This is a genomic window from Phycisphaerae bacterium, assembly GCA_019636475.1.
Lineage (GTDB): Bacteria > Planctomycetota > Phycisphaerae > UBA1845 > UTPLA1 > JADJRI01.
On the sequence record JAHBXN010000013.1, the window covers coordinates 62,057 to 77,707 of the forward strand.

At 59.5% G+C, this 15,651-nt stretch carries 15 protein-coding genes and 1 tRNA gene; 4 read left to right on the forward strand and 12 right to left on the reverse strand.

Annotation, left to right across the window (positions count from 1 at the left end; all coding sequences use genetic code 11):
- Positions 1-195: 195 nt before the first annotated feature.
- The 11 genes from KF841_16005 to KF841_16055 all read right to left on the reverse strand — a co-directional run bounded on the left by KF841_16005 (position 196) and on the right by KF841_16055 (position 12,039).
- Positions 196-3,636 carry an efflux RND transporter permease subunit gene (locus KF841_16005; protein MBX3396861.1) on the reverse strand — a complete coding sequence of 1,147 codons (3,441 nt, stop codon included), beginning with the start codon at positions 3,634-3,636 and terminating at the stop codon, positions 196-198.
- A gap of 78 nt (positions 3,637-3,714) precedes the next feature.
- Positions 3,715-4,860, reverse strand: a complete 1,146-nt coding sequence (locus tag KF841_16010) for an efflux RND transporter periplasmic adaptor subunit (GenBank protein ID MBX3396862.1) — start codon at positions 4,858-4,860, stop codon at positions 3,715-3,717.
- A gap of 102 nt (positions 4,861-4,962) precedes the next feature.
- The gene (locus tag KF841_16015) at positions 4,963-5,784 is read right to left on the reverse strand and encodes a SpoIIE family protein phosphatase (GenBank protein ID MBX3396863.1); all 822 of its coding nucleotides are present in this window, start codon (positions 5,782-5,784) and stop codon (positions 4,963-4,965) included.
- Positions 5,785-5,820: 36 nt separating this feature from the next.
- Positions 5,821-6,069, reverse strand: coding sequence for a DUF2934 domain-containing protein (locus tag KF841_16020; GenBank protein ID MBX3396864.1), 249 nt, complete (start codon positions 6,067-6,069; stop codon positions 5,821-5,823).
- Positions 6,066-6,377 carry an STAS domain-containing protein gene (locus KF841_16025; GenBank protein MBX3396865.1) on the reverse strand — a complete coding sequence of 104 codons (312 nt, stop codon included), beginning with the start codon at positions 6,375-6,377 and terminating at the stop codon, positions 6,066-6,068. The genes KF841_16020 and KF841_16025 overlap by 4 nt, the downstream gene beginning before the upstream one ends.
- 57 nt (positions 6,378-6,434) lie before the next feature.
- Positions 6,435-6,863, reverse strand: a complete 429-nt coding sequence (locus KF841_16030) for a hypothetical protein (protein MBX3396866.1) — start codon at positions 6,861-6,863, stop codon at positions 6,435-6,437.
- Between the two features lie 225 nt (positions 6,864-7,088).
- Positions 7,089-8,642 carry a sigma 54-interacting transcriptional regulator gene (locus KF841_16035; GenBank protein MBX3396867.1) on the reverse strand — a complete coding sequence of 518 codons (1,554 nt, stop codon included), beginning with the start codon at positions 8,640-8,642 and terminating at the stop codon, positions 7,089-7,091.
- 204 nt (positions 8,643-8,846) lie between these two features.
- A tRNA-Ser gene (locus KF841_16040) sits at positions 8,847-8,933 on the reverse strand.
- A 101-nt stretch (positions 8,934-9,034) separates the two neighbouring features.
- A complete protein-coding gene (locus tag KF841_16045) occupies positions 9,035-10,042 on the reverse strand; it encodes a twin-arginine translocase subunit TatC (protein MBX3396868.1) in 1,008 nt (335 codons plus the stop codon).
- 190 nt (positions 10,043-10,232) lie between these two features.
- Positions 10,233-10,550 (reverse strand): DUF4286 family protein, encoded by a 318-nt coding sequence (locus KF841_16050; protein ID MBX3396869.1) that lies wholly within the window; start codon positions 10,548-10,550, stop codon positions 10,233-10,235.
- Positions 10,551-10,662: 112 nt separating this feature from the next.
- Positions 10,663-12,039, reverse strand: coding sequence for a zinc ribbon domain-containing protein (locus KF841_16055; GenBank protein MBX3396870.1), 1,377 nt, complete (start codon positions 12,037-12,039; stop codon positions 10,663-10,665).
- A 146-nt stretch (positions 12,040-12,185) separates the two neighbouring features.
- Between KF841_16055 and KF841_16060 the strand changes: the two genes are divergently transcribed.
- The 3 genes from KF841_16060 (at position 12,186) to KF841_16070 (ending at position 15,179) form a co-directional block, all read left to right on the forward strand.
- Positions 12,186-13,316, forward strand: coding sequence for a DNA topoisomerase IV subunit A (locus KF841_16060; GenBank protein MBX3396871.1), 1,131 nt, complete (start codon positions 12,186-12,188; stop codon positions 13,314-13,316).
- Between the two features lie 80 nt (positions 13,317-13,396).
- A complete protein-coding gene (gene neuC / locus KF841_16065) occupies positions 13,397-14,569 on the forward strand; it encodes a UDP-N-acetylglucosamine 2-epimerase (hydrolyzing) (protein ID MBX3396872.1) in 1,173 nt (390 codons plus the stop codon).
- 409 nt (positions 14,570-14,978) lie between these two features.
- Positions 14,979-15,179 carry a hypothetical protein gene (locus tag KF841_16070; GenBank protein ID MBX3396873.1) on the forward strand — a complete coding sequence of 67 codons (201 nt, stop codon included), beginning with the start codon at positions 14,979-14,981 and terminating at the stop codon, positions 15,177-15,179.
- Here the strand turns inward: KF841_16070 and KF841_16075 are convergent.
- The gene (locus KF841_16075; protein MBX3396874.1) at positions 15,091-15,279 is read right to left on the reverse strand and encodes an efflux RND transporter permease subunit; all 189 of its coding nucleotides are present in this window, start codon (positions 15,277-15,279) and stop codon (positions 15,091-15,093) included. The two genes, KF841_16070 and KF841_16075, sit on opposite strands and share 89 nt — an antisense overlap.
- 33 nt (positions 15,280-15,312) lie before the next feature.
- Between KF841_16075 and KF841_16080 the strand changes: the two genes are divergently transcribed.
- Positions 15,313-15,651: hypothetical protein (locus KF841_16080; GenBank protein ID MBX3396875.1), on the forward strand; the 339-nt coding region annotated here is incomplete at its 3' end.

Below are 15,651 nucleotides of genomic sequence, written 5' to 3' on the forward strand. Positions count from 1 at the left end.
TCCGCGGATATCGAACTGCTTCAACGGAGAGGGAGAGAATCAATCTTGCTCGTTTTCTCAAACTCTATCGCGTGCTGAATTTGTCGCAGTACCTTCAAGCGCGACAACGACTTCGCGCGTCTCGCCGATGTCCTGTTCCTCCACGTTTTTGCCGTCGTGTGATGCGTTTTGACGGCAGTTTTCTCAGGAGCGAAATCATTGAACGGCCACTTGTAACTCATCCAGTTCGTTGTATCGCTGTTGCGTTCGAACGAACCCGCGGATGACGTAATAGAACACGGGCGTAAGGAAGATGCCGAACAGGGTGACGCCGATCATGCCGGCGAACACGGCCATTCCCAGCGTCTGCCGCATCTCGGCGCCAGCGCCGTGCGCGATCACCAGCGGGAATACGCCGAGGATGAACGCGAAGCTGGTCATGAGGATCGGCCGCAGACGCACGCGGGCAGACTCGACGGTTGCGTCGAATCGGCTTGCGCCCTGGTCTTGCTGATCGCGGGCGAACTCGACAATCAGGATTGCGTTCTTGGCCGCCAGGCCGACAAGCACCACGAAGCCGACCTGTACGAAGATGTTGACGTCCATGCCGGCAAGGAACAGTCCCGCCAGCGCGCTGAGCAGGCACATGGGCACAACGAGAATCACCGCCCACGGCAGCGACCACCCCTCGTATAGGCCGGCCAGCACGAAGTAGACAAGCATCACGCCCAGCGCAAATGCGCTGAAGGGGTTTTTCTGCAAGTCGCGGAACTGCTCGAGCTTGCTTGCCTCCTTCTGGAGGTAGCTCACTTCGGTCCATTCAGTGGCCATGTTGCGCGGCAGGTCTCGGCTGAGTCGCTCCATCGCTGCCAGCGCGTCGCCCATACTTGTTCCGGGCAGCGGGGTTCCGGTGATCGCGGCGGCGGGGAACATGTTGTAGCGCGTGACCTGAACCGGCCCCGTGGAATCGCGCACCTCGGCCAGTGCGCCCAATGGCACCATCTCGCCTTCGGCATTGCGAACCTTGAACTGCCGGAGGATTTCCGCATCGGTGCGGTACGCCGCGTCGGCCTGCACATTCACCTGCCAGGTGCGACCGAATCGGTTGAAGTCGTTGACGTAGTAACTGCCCAGGTATGCCTGGAGCGCGTCGAACACATCGGTGAGTGGCACGCCCATCGATTTGACCTTCTCGCGGTCGATGTCCACGTAGAGTTGGGGCGTACTGGCGCGGAAGCCGTTAAACAGACCGACGAGGCCGGGCTGTTGGTTGCCCTTGGCGGCCAGATCGTCGGCACGGGCCTGAAGCTCTTGGAAGTTCACGTCGCCGATGCCTTCCACCATCAACTTGAAGCCGGCAGATTTTCCAAGGCCCGAGATTGGCGGTGCCCCGAAGACTAGCACCTGCGCCTCCAGCACCTCACGTGAAAGGCGCTCGCGGATCCGGGCCGCAACGACCTCAGCGCCAAACTCCTTGTCAAGGCGCTCTTCGAACGGCTTGAGGATGACGAAGACGTTGCTGTAGTTAGAGCTGTTGGCGTTCAGGACGTACGACATGCCCGGCAGTGACAGCGTGTGGGCGACGCCCGGCGTCTCCAGCGCGATCCGCTCGACCGCATCGGTAACTGCAAGCGTGCGCTCCAGCGATGCCGAGTCGGGCAACACGATGTTCGTCACCAGATAGCCCTTGTCCTGTATGGGGATGAACCCGGTGGGGATGCGGCTGAAGCCGAAGCCGGTCAGGCCGATCATCCCGACGTAGATCAGGAGCACGACAGCGCTGAGGCGAAGGCACCAGCCCACGCCCGCGCCATAGGCCTGCGTCGTCCGCTCGAAGAGCCAGTTGAAACCGCGGAAGACACGACTTAGCACCCAGTTCACCGGGGGGATCAGCAGTCGACCGATCATGCCACCGGCGACGGCGCCGGGGAGGAAGAAGAGCAGGTGCGCGCCGAAGGATTGCACACTTGTACTCAAGCCACCGGGCGCCGCCTCGCCGTCGTGCTCACCTGTTGGCAGGCCAAGCCACGGGCCTAAGACCGGCGCGAGCAGCCACATTGACGCCAACCCGCCGAACAGAGCGAAGCTCCACCACGGCAATGCCTCCTTGCCCTCGTCCCCGTGATGTCCGGGCTTGCGGTTGCGGAAGAACAACACGGCCAACGCAGGTGTCATGGTCATGGCGTTGATCGCCGAGATGATCATGGACACCGAGATGGTAACGGCAAACTGTCGGAAGAACTGGCCGACCAGCCCGCTGAGGAACGCGCTGGGCAGAAGCACCGAGCTAAGGACGAGGGTGATGGCCAGGATCGGCCCGGTGATCTCCTTCATCGCGTCGATCGTGGCTTCGCGAACGGGCTTGCCCATCTCGAGGTGCCGCTCGATGTTCTCCAGCACGACGATGGCGTCGTCCACGACGATGCCGATCGCGAGTACCAGCCCGAACAGAGTCAGATTGTTGAGCGTGAAGCCCATCACGCTCATGACGGCAAACGTGCCGACCAGCGATACGATCACGCCGATCATGGGCAAGAGCACGGATTTCCAGTCTTGGAGAAACAGAAGCACAACCACCGTCACGAGGATGATGGCCTCGATCAGGGTGTGGAACACTTGACTGACGGACTCGCGGACGAAGGGCGTCGTGTCGTAAACGATGTTGTACTTAAGGCCGGCAGGGAATCGCGTCTCCAGTTCCCGCATCTTGGCCTTGATCTGGTCGGCGGTGTCCAGCGCGTTCGCGCCGGGCAGCAGGTAGATGGCCAGGCCTGAAGACGGGCGGCGGTCCAGCCGCGCCATCAGGTCCTCGCTCCGCGCGCCCAATTCGGTTCGGGCGACGTCTCGGAGGTAGGTTATCTCTCCCTTGGAGTCCGTCTTGAGCACAATGTCGGCAAACTGCTCTGGTTCAATCAGTCGGCCGAGTGTGCTGAGCGTGAACTGAAAGTCCTGGCCTGCGGGCACCGGTGGCTGGCCGATCCGTCCCGCGGCCACCTGCACGTTCTGCTCACGCAACACTCGGATCACGTCTCCAACCGTCATACCCCGCGCCTGGAGCTGGTCCGGATACAGCCAGACGCGCAGGCTGTAGTCTTGCTGACCCATGATAAACGCGTCGCCAACGCCCTCGATGCGCCCGATCGCGTCCTTGAGCTGGATGGTTGCGTAGTTGCTAAGGTAGAGCTGGTCGTAGTAAGGCAGGCCGGTTTCCGGGTTGTCCGCAGAGTAAAGGCTGATGGCGAGCAGGATGTCCGCAGCCTGTTTCTTGGTGGTCACGCCGATGTTCCTGACCACTTCGGGCAGCGAGGGCTGGGCGATGGCGACGCGGTTCTGCACCAACACCTGCGCCATGTTGATGTCGGTGCCGATCTCAAACGTCACATCCAGCGTGTACGAGCCGTCGTTGTTGCTCTGCGACGACATGTACATCATTCGCTCAACGCCATTCACTTGCTGCTCAATCGGTGCCGCGACCGTGTCAGCCACAACTTGTGCGTTGGCGCCAGGGTAATACGCGGTGACGCGGATCATCGGCGGCGTGACGTCGGGGTACTCCGCGATGGGCAATAGGCCTGCCGCGATAGCCCCGAGAAGGACGATCACGATCGAGACCACGCAGGCCAGGACTGGACGGTTTATGCAGAAACGGGCGAGCATTGTAGTTCTCCTTCTCTGCCTCGCTGCTCTCCGCCAAGGTGGAACAGGGGGCGAGGGGTCGGTCGTCGTGATCGCGGTTCAGGGGCTGGAAGAAGCCATCGCCGATCCGCTTGTTGCGTTTTCCTTATGGGCTACCGGGGCCGGCATGTCTACCAAAGTCGGCTCGACAGCGATGCCTGGCCGGACCTGCTGCAGGCCGTTGACGATCACTCGCTCACCGGGCTTCAGGCCGACGGTGATTTCGCGCAAGCCGTCGTGAAGCGCTCCGACGCGAACGGGGCGGACGGCAACCTTGTTGTCTTCGCCCACGACGTAGAGGATTTTCTGCCCCTGGTCGGTGTCGAGCGCGCGATCGGAAACGAGCACGGCGTTATGGTGCGCGGAGACCGCCACTTTGACCCTCGCGAAATAGCCTGGCGACAGTGCGCCATCCAAGTTCGGGAATACGCCCCGGACGCGTAGCGTGCCGGTCCTGGGATTAACCTGGTTGTCCACAAAGTTGATGGTGCCGTGGTGCGGGAAACCGTCCTCAGCTGCAAGGCCCAGCCAAACCGGGATGTTCGCTTTCTCGTTTGACTCGAGCTTGCCCTCCCGGATCAGTTTTTGAATGCGCTGGACGGTCAGCTCATCGACATTGAAGTTAGCATACATCGGGTCTACGGAAACAATGGTGGTCAAGAGCGTGCCGCTGCCGATTCCGCCCGTGACGAGGTTGCCGGTCGTTACATGCTTGTAGCTGATCCGCCCCGAGATCGGCGCGACGACGCGGCACCACTCTACGTTCAAACGGGCGGATTCCACCGCGGCTTTGGCGGTCGCCAGCGCAGCTTTGGTCTCGTCGAGCCGTGCCGCGGCCGTGTCGAGCTCAAAATTAGTCCGTGCTTCCGTAGGTATTCGCTCGATTCGTCCATACTCGATCTGCGCCAGGCTGAGCCGGGCGGCCGCGCGTGCGGCCTCGGCGATGCGGGCGTCGAGTTCGGCTTGGAACGGGCGCACGTCTAGCTCCACCAGTACGTCGCCCTGCCGGACCAATGCTCCAGCCTCAAACGGAACAGCTACAATCTGGCCACTCACGCGCGCACGCACATCGGTGGAGTCGACCGCCGCCACTCGAGCGGTAAATTCCGCGTAGTCGGTGACTTCGCGCTCGATTGGAAGGCTGACGTTAACGGTTGGCGGCGGTTGACGGGCTTCCTCCCTGGGGCTGCAGCCGGCGGACCACATGAGTCCCGCAAGGACTGCAACATGCAGGGTGCAGCAAAGAGCTGAAAGCGGACGAACATTTCTGACTGAAATACGGTTGATATGCATCGGACTTCCTCACTTTCAGGGCTCTGGAGTAGCGGTAGGAACTGGCTTCACCAGCGCGACGAGGCACGTTTCATCGTCGATCGCAGGACTTCCTCCTCGGAGGGTCCGGACAGAATTAACAATGCGGTCCAGCAATTCGGCGGCTGTATTTGACGTGGCGCTGGCGACCGCTTCGAGGCGCTCGTCGCCAAAGAGTTCATGCGCCTCGTCAGGGCTCTCGGTGATTCCGTCGGTAAACAGTACCAGGCGATCGCCAGGCTGTAGCTGCACAGACGCCTCCTCGTAAACACTCGCTGCGGAAATACCCAAGGGCATTGCCGTGGCGGCATCGAGGCGCAGCAATGAATCTCCGCGAATGAGTCGCGGGTACGGGTGACCGGCTGACGCATAGGTCAGTACGTCAGTTCGCGCGTCGTACTGTCCAACAAATGCGGTGACGAACTGTCCGCTCTCTCCCAGGTATTGCGCCAGCAATCGGTTAACAAGGGAAAGACTTGATCCCGGCGAGGGCGCTGGCTCGCGCCCTCTTACGGCGCTTCCCAGAGCATGCACCAAGCCTAATAGGGCGGCAGCCGCCAGACCGTGTCCGGCCACATCGGCGATGACAATCGCCCAGCGGTCGCGTCCAATGGGATGCACATCGTAGAAATCTCCGCCCACGCCACCGGCGTCCGCGAAGTGCACGGCCAGATCGAGGCTCGGGACCGCGGGCAACTGTTGCGGCAGGATGGATTTCTGGATGGTCAGAAGCAATTCGCCGCAGCGCTTCAGTTCCTCGCGCGCTTGTCGGAGCTCATCACTCAGTTGACGAATCTGGTCTGATGATTCCGGAGCCATTGGCTTGCTCTCACGTTTGATTAAGTGCCTTCCGATCTAGTCAGCGTCATTGATCTGGGGTGCGGTCAGCGTGCTCGCCCGTAATTCACACTCCGCTTGCAGCCAGTCCACCTCAGCATTGCCCGGAGCGCCGTTGCGGCTGAGATAGATCTCGAATGCGCGCATTCGGATCTCCGCGTCCGACGGTTCGGCCTTGGCTGCTTCGATTGCTTCGATGTCCAGCATCTCACGAACGACTTGACCGCCATTGTTCCGTCGAATTCGATTGAAGTGGTGCAGTGTCATCTTGAATCCCTTTCGTCTGTCCAATCGACCGTTGCTTGTTCGCCCCCGATTTCGGCCACCACGGCCTTCGTCGCACAGTCGTCGGCGATTAGTTCGGCCCCTTGCTCGAACATCTGGGCCAACCAGGCCTTGCCCGCGGCGTCGATGTACGTCACGCCGGTGAGGTCGACGCAAACCGTTGGCCTGTTCTCGCCGTTGAGCAATCTGCGCCAGCACTGTTCCAGTTCGCGCACCCACGGCCCTTCCAATCTTCCTTCAAGTCGGAAGGTAAGAACCCGCGGGTTGTCATTTGCCGTGATTCGCAACATTGGATTCACCTTGCTGAAAGATTGGCAGTAGCTCGCCGTCCGCCAAAGTCCTTTCGCCTATTGCTTCACGAGCGTCGCATCGCCCCCCGCCACCGACAGGTCGACGTTGGCAAAACTGAAATCCAGATTTAGTTTGCCGGAGGCGCTGGTAGGAGCGGTCTCTGAGTTCAGGGTGCCGTTGAATGTGAAGCCCTGCCCAAATTGCATGACCGAAAGCTGGATCTGATCTCCGTCAACACTGACTTCGTTCGTCGGGCTGTTCCACGTCACTGTGGCCAGGTCGCTGAAGTAATACGAGACCTCTGACACCTTGCCATCGCGTCCGAAAGTGACCACAACTCCGGTCAACGGTGGAATCGGGTTGCTCACTTGAAGATCCCACGTGCCGGTCAGCACCGAATCCGAGAAGAATGTGCCGCAACCGCAGACCCAGACCAGCAACACGCTGGCTGAACTCAATACCATCGAATGTCTGTTTGCTACCATGGTTTTCTCCTTTGGAAACGCGTGATAGAGATTTCACGCCGAACTTGTTTTCCTTTCGTCTCCGTGGGATAAAAGCAACGCCTGTGCCACGAATGAAATCGCGGCCGTCCGTTTCCTAACTAACGCTGGAGAAAGGACTAAAGATTTGCTGTGAGCTTGAGAAACATGGGTCGCGCGATCGGCCTGGCGCCGGCGGCTTGGCGCCTGCGCCAGCAGGTCGGCGCGCTAATTGGGGCGTGTAATGCCGAGCTTCTTCATCTTCCAATGCAGCGTAGAGCGCTTCATTCCGAGGCGTGCGGCAGCCCCTTCGGGGCCGCCAAGGACCCAATTGGTGTCCTGAAGCGCCCGAAGGATGTGTTCCCGCTCCGCGTCGGTAAGCGTTACGGAAGCAGAGGTTGTCGGTGCCGTCGCCGACTCGATCGGCAATTGCAGGTCGGTAGCGGATACCTGGAGCGTCGGTCCATGAGTAAGGATCACCGCCCGCTCCATGACGTTCTGCAGCTCGCGTACGTTGCCGGGCCACGGGTAGTGGACCAGCGCATTCATCACCTCGGTCGGGATGGTTTCAATCCGCCGGCCCATGCGCCGGGCGAAGCTCTGTGTGAAATGGCGAACGAGACGCGGGATGTCATCCGGGCGCTCACGCAAGGACGGCAGCGCGATCGGGAAGACGTTTAAGCGGTAGTACAAATCGCTCCGGAATCGACTCTTGGAGATCATCTCCGCGAGGTCGCGATGCGTGGCGGCGACGACACGCACGTCTGCCCGAATCGTCTTCGCGCCGCCAAGGCGCTCGAACTCATGCTCCTGCAGAACGCGCAGAAGCTTGGGCTGGAGTTCCAACGGGATGTCGCCCACCTCATCAAGAAACAGCGTCCCCCCATGCGCCAACTCAAAGCGTCCAATTCGCTGGCTTAAGGCGCCGGTGAAGGCGCCTTTTTCATGTCCGAACAACTCGCTTTCGAGTAGCCCAGTGGGAATCGCCGCGCAATTCAGCTTGACGAAGGTGCGGTCTTTGCGTGGGCTCAGATCGTGAACGGCCCGGGCAATCAGTTCCTTCCCGGTGCCGGTTTCTCCGAGGACCAGCACGGTGGAGTCTGTGGGAGCGACCGTTTCCACCTGTTTGAGAATAGCGCGCAGCGCCGCGTTTTCTCCGATGATGTCGCCGAAACGGTGCTCGGTGCGAACCTCCTCCTCCAAATATGCCTTTTCCTTGGCGAGCTGGTCCCGCAGTGCCTCGATCTCTTCAAAAGCCAGCGCATTGTCGACGGCGACGGCTACTTGGTTCGCTACGAGTTGAAGGAAGTGTACGTCTGATCCGTCATAAGTCGCCGGCTGCTTCGACGTGAACACCAGCGCGCCCAGCCGCTGCCGGGCCGTGGTCAGCGGTAGCCAGCAATAGCTTTGCACACCGTACTGCTGCACACGCTCTAGAAACTGCGGCCAGCGCTTAAGTTCCTCCACGTTCGAAGTGATGAGTGGCTGCTGGGTCTGCCAGACCAACCCTGCAGGATCGTCCTCCGGACTTAAGACAATCTCGAAACGTGAGGGGATCGCTTCCTCGGTCTCAAGGGCATGCAGGCGCATCGTGTTCGACGTGGCATCATGCAGCACTATGGCCAGGGCATCAAATTGCACGACCGCAGCGAGCTGACGGGCCAAATCGTGGAACAGCGCCGGCAAATCCCGGTGCGAGATGATCGCCCCCGAAATGGCGAGCAAGGCCCGGTAGCGGTCCTGAACAGACATTGTCATGCCGTTCGGGACGGCCATTGACATGACTAACTCCTGCTCAAAGACCGAAATGGATGTAGCATCACCTGTTCATCGTACACCGCAGCCAAGTTGGCGTTCAACCACGACGCCGACGGCGTGGCACAACCCAAAGATCCAGGGTGAGGGCAGTTTGAGGGCAGTCAACAATCGAGAAACTCTCGCAAGTACGCGAGTTTCAAGAGTTTGTGAACTGCCTGCAAAATGAAACGGAGAGGGAGGGATTCGAACCCCCGCTGCAGTTACCCGCAGACCGCATTTCGAATGCGGCTCCTTCAGCCACTCGGACACCTCTCCCGCGGCGGCGTTTCCGCTGCCGTCCTGAGCGGCATATTATGACGTGGATTCGCTACCTGTCGAGTCACACGTCCTCGCTCCGGCCCGGTCCGCGTGCATGACTATGCGGTCGAATTCCGCTTCATGAATCGTCCCACCAGCAGGCCGCATTCGAAGAGCAATACCATCGGAACCATCAGCAGCATCATCGTTCCGATATCGGGTGACGGAGTGACCACGGCCGCAATAATTGAAATCGCGAATATGATGTACTTGCGTGCGGCCGCCAACTGATCGACTCCTGCGATGTTCATGACAATCAGGAAGACGACGACGATCGGAATCTGGAATCCGAGGCCGAATGCGAGCGCCAGGTCCACCACAAAGCCGAGATACTCGGACACGCTGAAGAATGGCTGCACAAACTGCGATGCGCTCGACTTCACCATCGGCTGTTCGTAAGTCTCTTCCGCGCCGCGCACATAGAGCTTGCGGGTTTGCTCGTTGAACCAGATCTGCCCGGGGGCGGGGTCGGCCGGCGCACTGGTCACAATCGGCACTTGCGAATGTGGGGCCGATTCGTCAATGACGACTTTCGGTATGGACGTGTTTCGCTCGAGCAGCCTGACCAGCGGGTTGGTATCGCTTGGAAGTGGGAAGCTCCGGGAGAAACCGATCAAAAACTGCATCAATCCGGTCAGGACCACGACGACCATGAAGGCCGCCCCGACGACGAACAGCCCCATCGACACTGGGCCGAAAACGCGAATCAGCCGCTTCTCATGCGGATAGAGCCCGGCGGCAACAAACTGCCATAGCTGGTAGAGCACCCAGGGTGCAGCCAGCAAGATGCCAAATTCGAATGAGATTTTGAAGTATTCCAGGAACGATTCGATTGGGTTCAACTGAACCATTCGCGGGTCGAAGCCCAGGTCACGCATGGCGACGTAGTAAGGCGCGGTCAGCGTGCCAATAATGACGTCGCCGAAGTAGTAGCAGATGACCGAAGCGGCAACGAGCCCCCAAAGCGCGCGGATGATCCGTGTGCGCAGTTCCTCCAGGTGCTCCCCGAATGACATGCGGGCGGCATCAACAGAATCGGGATTCTTCGTGGGCAGATCTTTTGCCATTTGGAACCAAGGACATACCCGCCCGACGCTTCTTACGCGGCAGCATCGCGCCCGATCGTCTATCGGCATCATCCACGGGCGCCCCCCGCTGAGGAATTCCGATTCCGGGCCGGCTGCGGGTAGTTCCGAGAATGACGAAGTTATTCTCGCTTGGAAGGCGTGAGGCGTCGAGCGGCCGGTTGAGGCAGGTTCAATCCGGCTCGATGATTTCGCCGCTTCGACGTGTGTATCTCACGAGCTCGGGCGGAAAGTTGAGCATGCCCTCGGCACGCAGGCGCGGTGCGTGTTCATATAGATATGCTTCAAACGCCGGCCGGTCAGCGAATTCGTATTGCGCCAGATATGCCAGGCCTTCATCTTCCTCTGATTCGGAATCCAGCCGCACGATTCGTCCGGACAGGGCGCCGGCCGCGGTCACGTCGGCGATGTGCGTCGTACTCATCCAGTTTAGCCAGCGCTCGGCCACATCGACGTCACGAAGATGGGCATGCACTTCGTAGTAAATCATGCGATCGCTCCGTAGCGGCAGAATCGAATCGGTCAGTCAGCGCGGGCGGATTCGCCTGCGGGCCGGGCGCTCCGATCCATCGGCCGCGATTCATTTTGTTCTGCCAGGCTGTTCATTGAAACACAATCGGGCTGCGGGGAATTTTCTCGCGTTCAATGATCTCGCCGATGTAGTCCATCCGCGTTGCGTATCGGCGGGCTGACATGATCGTCGGGTCCGGCTCGATTCGAATATCCAGCGTTCGGGCGCGAGACGCCCAATCGATCGAGCTCAGGTCGATCAATTGCATTTCGGCGGAATTGACAATTGTTCGATCGACGAACTGGTACGCATCTGCTTTTGATCGGCGAACGAATACCTGCCCGGACACCGGGAGTGCGTCACGGCTACCGTTTTGTATCACCAGGCAAGGCGCCATTTTCTCCTCACCGCTTTTTTCGATCGACAGCCGCTGTGCCAGGGCGATCACGATGTTTGTATTGATATCGGACAGCACAAGATCTCCCGTGACCGCGGAATAGAATGTCGATGCATCCTGCCGGTCTACGGTGACCGGTATTGAGGCGGAAAACGGGATTTTGCAGTATGCGGCCGTGTCCGCATCGCCCGAGTGCTTCGCCGGTGTCACCAGCATGCGGCCGGTCACGTTGAGCAGGTGCTTTCCCGCTCCGAGCGGCTCAACGAGGAAGAGCGCGTGGTCCTGGTTTGCGGTGGTGATGTGTTCAGACGGCGTGTGGTCCACGGGCGTTCCGCTTTTTGTGATCTGAATGTCGCGCAGATAAATCCACATGTTCGCAAGAAGGGGGGCCAGTGCAGTCTCTGGTATGACAGTCACGGCGATTCGGCCGTCATTCGGGAAGGGCGGTTGAAGTTTGATAGAGGCCCGAAGCGATCGCTCGCAGACGCGGCGTTCCTCCTCATTCGTCAGGTTTCCGCTGGTTACACGCGAGATGAGTTCCGCGGCTGCCCGCGAATCGCTCCAGCCATGCAGATACAGCAACAGGCTCAGAGGCGCCATCGAGGGCCAGGGCAGCATCCGATGCCCCGTCACCAGTCCGATCATGGCGAACACGGCGACCACGCAGATCCATGCGATTCGATAGGCGAATGGATTGCGCTGCCCCGGTCGAGAGGATAGGGTCTCGGCCGACACCTGTGTCCCGCACTCCGGACAGCGACCGGGGCTGATCGCGTAACCGCATTTCGGGCAGAAACCTTGCGGCTCACCGTCTTGCGGACGATGCCCCGGACGCCCGCCGGTCAGTTTCCAGAAGCACCAACGCTGGAGCAGGAAAAGCCGATTTAATAGACGCATTCCGATCGGCGGGCCTGGTCGTTTAGCCATTCGGTGGGCCAGCGTGTCAATCGCGAATGCCACAGGGACAATCGCCAGGTAGATTGCAGCCGGGTGGCTAAACCACGCGATGAACACGGCCAAGCCGTAGAGAATAAGCCAAACGAAAAGCGACTTTTTGAATGCGTCATTCATGAATCACCGGCCCGAATCGATTCCCGCAATCCTGGAGCAGTTGATGCAGCGGCAAACGCGGCATCGTCCTTGATTGATTGGTATCGCCCGACTATTTTTGCCGAAACTAACGAGAAGTCCAAGCACAATCTGGAGAGCATTCACGGATGGCGAAGAAAAGTGGTTCGACAGTGGGTCGGTCGTCAAAGAAAACGCCCGCCTCCGGCAAGATCGTCGGTCTGGCCGAGGCAGTCGTGAAGTGCGCGGAGAAGAAGAAGGATCCGTCGATCGACATTCCAATGCGCACGTTGTCAAACGCACGGTTCAACAAGTCGCGCGGCATCATCGAAATGGGCGACAAGTTCGCCACGAGAAACTTCTTCGATCTCAATAAAGCCCGCAGCTTTATGCAGACCCTGCTGATCGCAAGCGGCTGCAAAAAGCTCATCGACGAGGACAAGACCGTCAGCATTCGCGGGCTGTACTACCTATCCAAGCACACGATCAAGGGCACCAGCGAAAAGACATTCAACGACCAGGGCGAAAGCGACCCGATTATTGAAGACATCGAGGTGGCGCTCGAAACTCTGCGGGAAGAGTTGCACGTCTTTGCCTCCAGCCGCGGCACGATCGCCGGCAATCTGACCGTCATCAGCAAGGGCGACGAAATTGATTTGCGTCGCATGGGTTCCGGCGGATGGGGAATTCCCGGCATCGTGGAGCCGGATGTCCTTGAGTTTCGCAAGTGCGAGGCCAAGTACATCCTCCATGTCGAGAAGGACACCGTCTGGCAGCGATTCAACGAAGACAAATTCTGGAAGAAAAACAACTGCATCATCACGCACGGTAACGGCCAGCCGCCCCGCGCCGTCCGGCGCATTCTCAGCCGCATGCACAACGAGCTGAAGCTGCCGATCTACTGCCTGCTCGACAACGATCCATGGGGGTACTACATCTACAGCGTCATCAAGCAGGGATCGATCAATCTCGCATTCGAATCAAAACGCATGGCTGTGCCGCAGGCGAGATTCATCGGGGTCCGTAGCCGGGATTTCGAAGAGTTCGGTCTGTCCGATGACGTGAAGATCGCCATCGACAATAACGACATCAAGCGAGCCAAGCAGATTCTCAACTACCCGTGGTTCAAGGGGAAGAAGGAATGGGAACGGGAAATCGACCTGATGCTGAAGCATGGCTTCAAGATGGAGGTTGAATCGCTCCTGACCAAGAGTATCTCATTTGTCACGGAGACTTACGTTCCCGATCGGCTCAAGCAAACCAAGCTCTGGCTTGATTAGGTCGTCGCGAACGGCGGCGTTGCATCGGCAGTGCCGAATGTTCCGTGGCGCCGCGCGTCAGACTGCCGAGCCATTCAACAATGAACGCCGACTCAAAGCACAGCGTCGCGCCCTTCGTTCGCCTGGGATTCATCTCGACATCGCGTGCCGATGCCGGCATCTACGAGCCGGTGGTAAGGGCGCTTTCTGAGAATCGATCTCGGCGATTGACTTTCTTCGCCGGCGGGACGCACCTTTGTGCCGAGTTCGGGCGAACGATTGAGTCGATTCCGACGTGGAACGGTGTGCAGGTCGTGCCGGTCGCGCATCATGTGGCCGGTGATTCTCCGGTTGATGTCGCCTCATCGGCAGCTCGCGCATTGGATGCTTTTTCCCGTGAATTGGCGCGAAGCCGGCCGGATCTGATTTTCGTTCTGGGGGATCGCACCGAGATGCTCGCGGCTGCGTTGGCTGCAACGATTCATCGAATTCCGATCGCTCACCTGCACGGCGGCGAATCGACGATCGGCGCCTATGACGACGCATGTCGTCATGCGATCACGAAGCTTGCGCATGTTCATTTCGCCGCCTTGCCGGAATATGCCGCGCGAATCGTCGCCATGAACGAGGCGCCTTGGCGCGTCCACGCCGTCGGCGCGCCGGCCGTTGATCGGCTGATCGATTACAAATCGTCCACGAAGGCTGGTCTGACCGAAGCCGTCGGGCTCGATTTCGAGCAGCCGACCGTTCTCGTGGTGTATCATGTCGAGACGCTGTCGCCGATCGGGGCGGGTGAGCAGATCGCACGCCTGCTGGGCGCGCTGGAGCAAGTGCGGTGCAATATGCTCCTGATCGGGTCCAATGCCGATGTCGGCCACTCGGCACTGCGTTCGGCCGTCGATGATTTTGTTTCGCGAAACAGCCGTGCTCGAAGTGTTATTTCGCTTTCCCCGTCGCAATTCGCTGATGCGATGGCGCATGCGAAAGCGCTGATCGGGAACTCCAGCGCGGGAATTATTGAAGCTGCTTCATTCAGGCTGCCTGTCGTGAACATCGGGGAACGACAGATGGGACGGGTTCATCCCGCAAATGTGATCAATTCGCCGTGCGAGTCGGCGATGATCGCCGCTGCTGTCGAACGGGCGATTGATCCGGCGTTTCGGGAGTCTCTGGCGGACCTCCGGAATCCATATGGAGACGGCCGCGCATCCGAGCGCATTGCTGAGATCGTTTCCAAATTGCCGGCGGCCGAGATACTGCTGAGAAAAACCTGAACATCGCGTCAGATGCTGGTCGGTGAGCGATCGCGCGCAGCTGTTCAGTCGCGCGACGGAATCGGTGGATTCATCGTGCGGCCGCATGGACACGTTGCGAGCTGGCAGGAGTGCCATGCCGTGAGCAGGGGGAGGGGATGCGCGAAGCCCAGCGATGAACGGGGCAGACTCGATCGAGACGGCTTCCTTAGTTTTCCGGAACGTATCCCGCAGTGCGGTGATTCCGGTCAGAACAGGAAGGCAGCAAGCGCCTGCCTGAAGAAATCCAAAAAGAACGTCAGCAGCACCTGAAGCACATCCGTGATGAATGTCGTCAGATCGGTGTTTGTCATATTGCACTTCGTTTCAATCAACAGAGCGTTTGAGTGGCCACCGTTGGGTTCAATGGCCGATTCTGAGTCACTTTCGCATGAATCGCTACCAATTGCAACATGGCGTTTCAGTTCTGAGCCTGCTCGCCAGACCGTTCCACAAGAAGGGTGGCGGCTCCGACATTCCGAGCCGTGGAATGGGGATGCCGATCACGGATGGCCTGGCGATCTTGAGTGATTTCGGAACATCGCCCAGCAAAGCGCAGGCAGAAGGACAAGATTCAGAATCGTCGATGTGATGAGGCCTCCGAGGATTACGATTGCCATGGGATGTTCGATCTCATGTCCCGGACGTCTGCTGGCCACGACCAATGGCAGGACCGGGACATACCTCGACAATCATCTCCCCCATGTCGAGGCCGCCGGCGGATCGTGACGACCGACTACCGCCGAATCGATTGCGAGGACGCCTTCGCCAATGATCGCGTGACCATCGAGACCATCTTCGAACGCGACCACCTGTTGCGCGTCACCGAGGCCGGCAATCGCCTGACCCACCCCGATCAGGCCCCATACGACAATGTCGGCATTTACGGCTACGCCTACCAGAGCAACAAGAGCTTCAATGTCACCGCCGAAAATCAGTTTATGGTCACTTATCAGATCGGAACCCTGGAGGCCAATCGAGCTTTTGACTACGATACCCTTGATCGCCTGATCGAGGCGGAATTGACCGATTCGCCCGACTGGAGCGCCGTTGCAATGCAGACC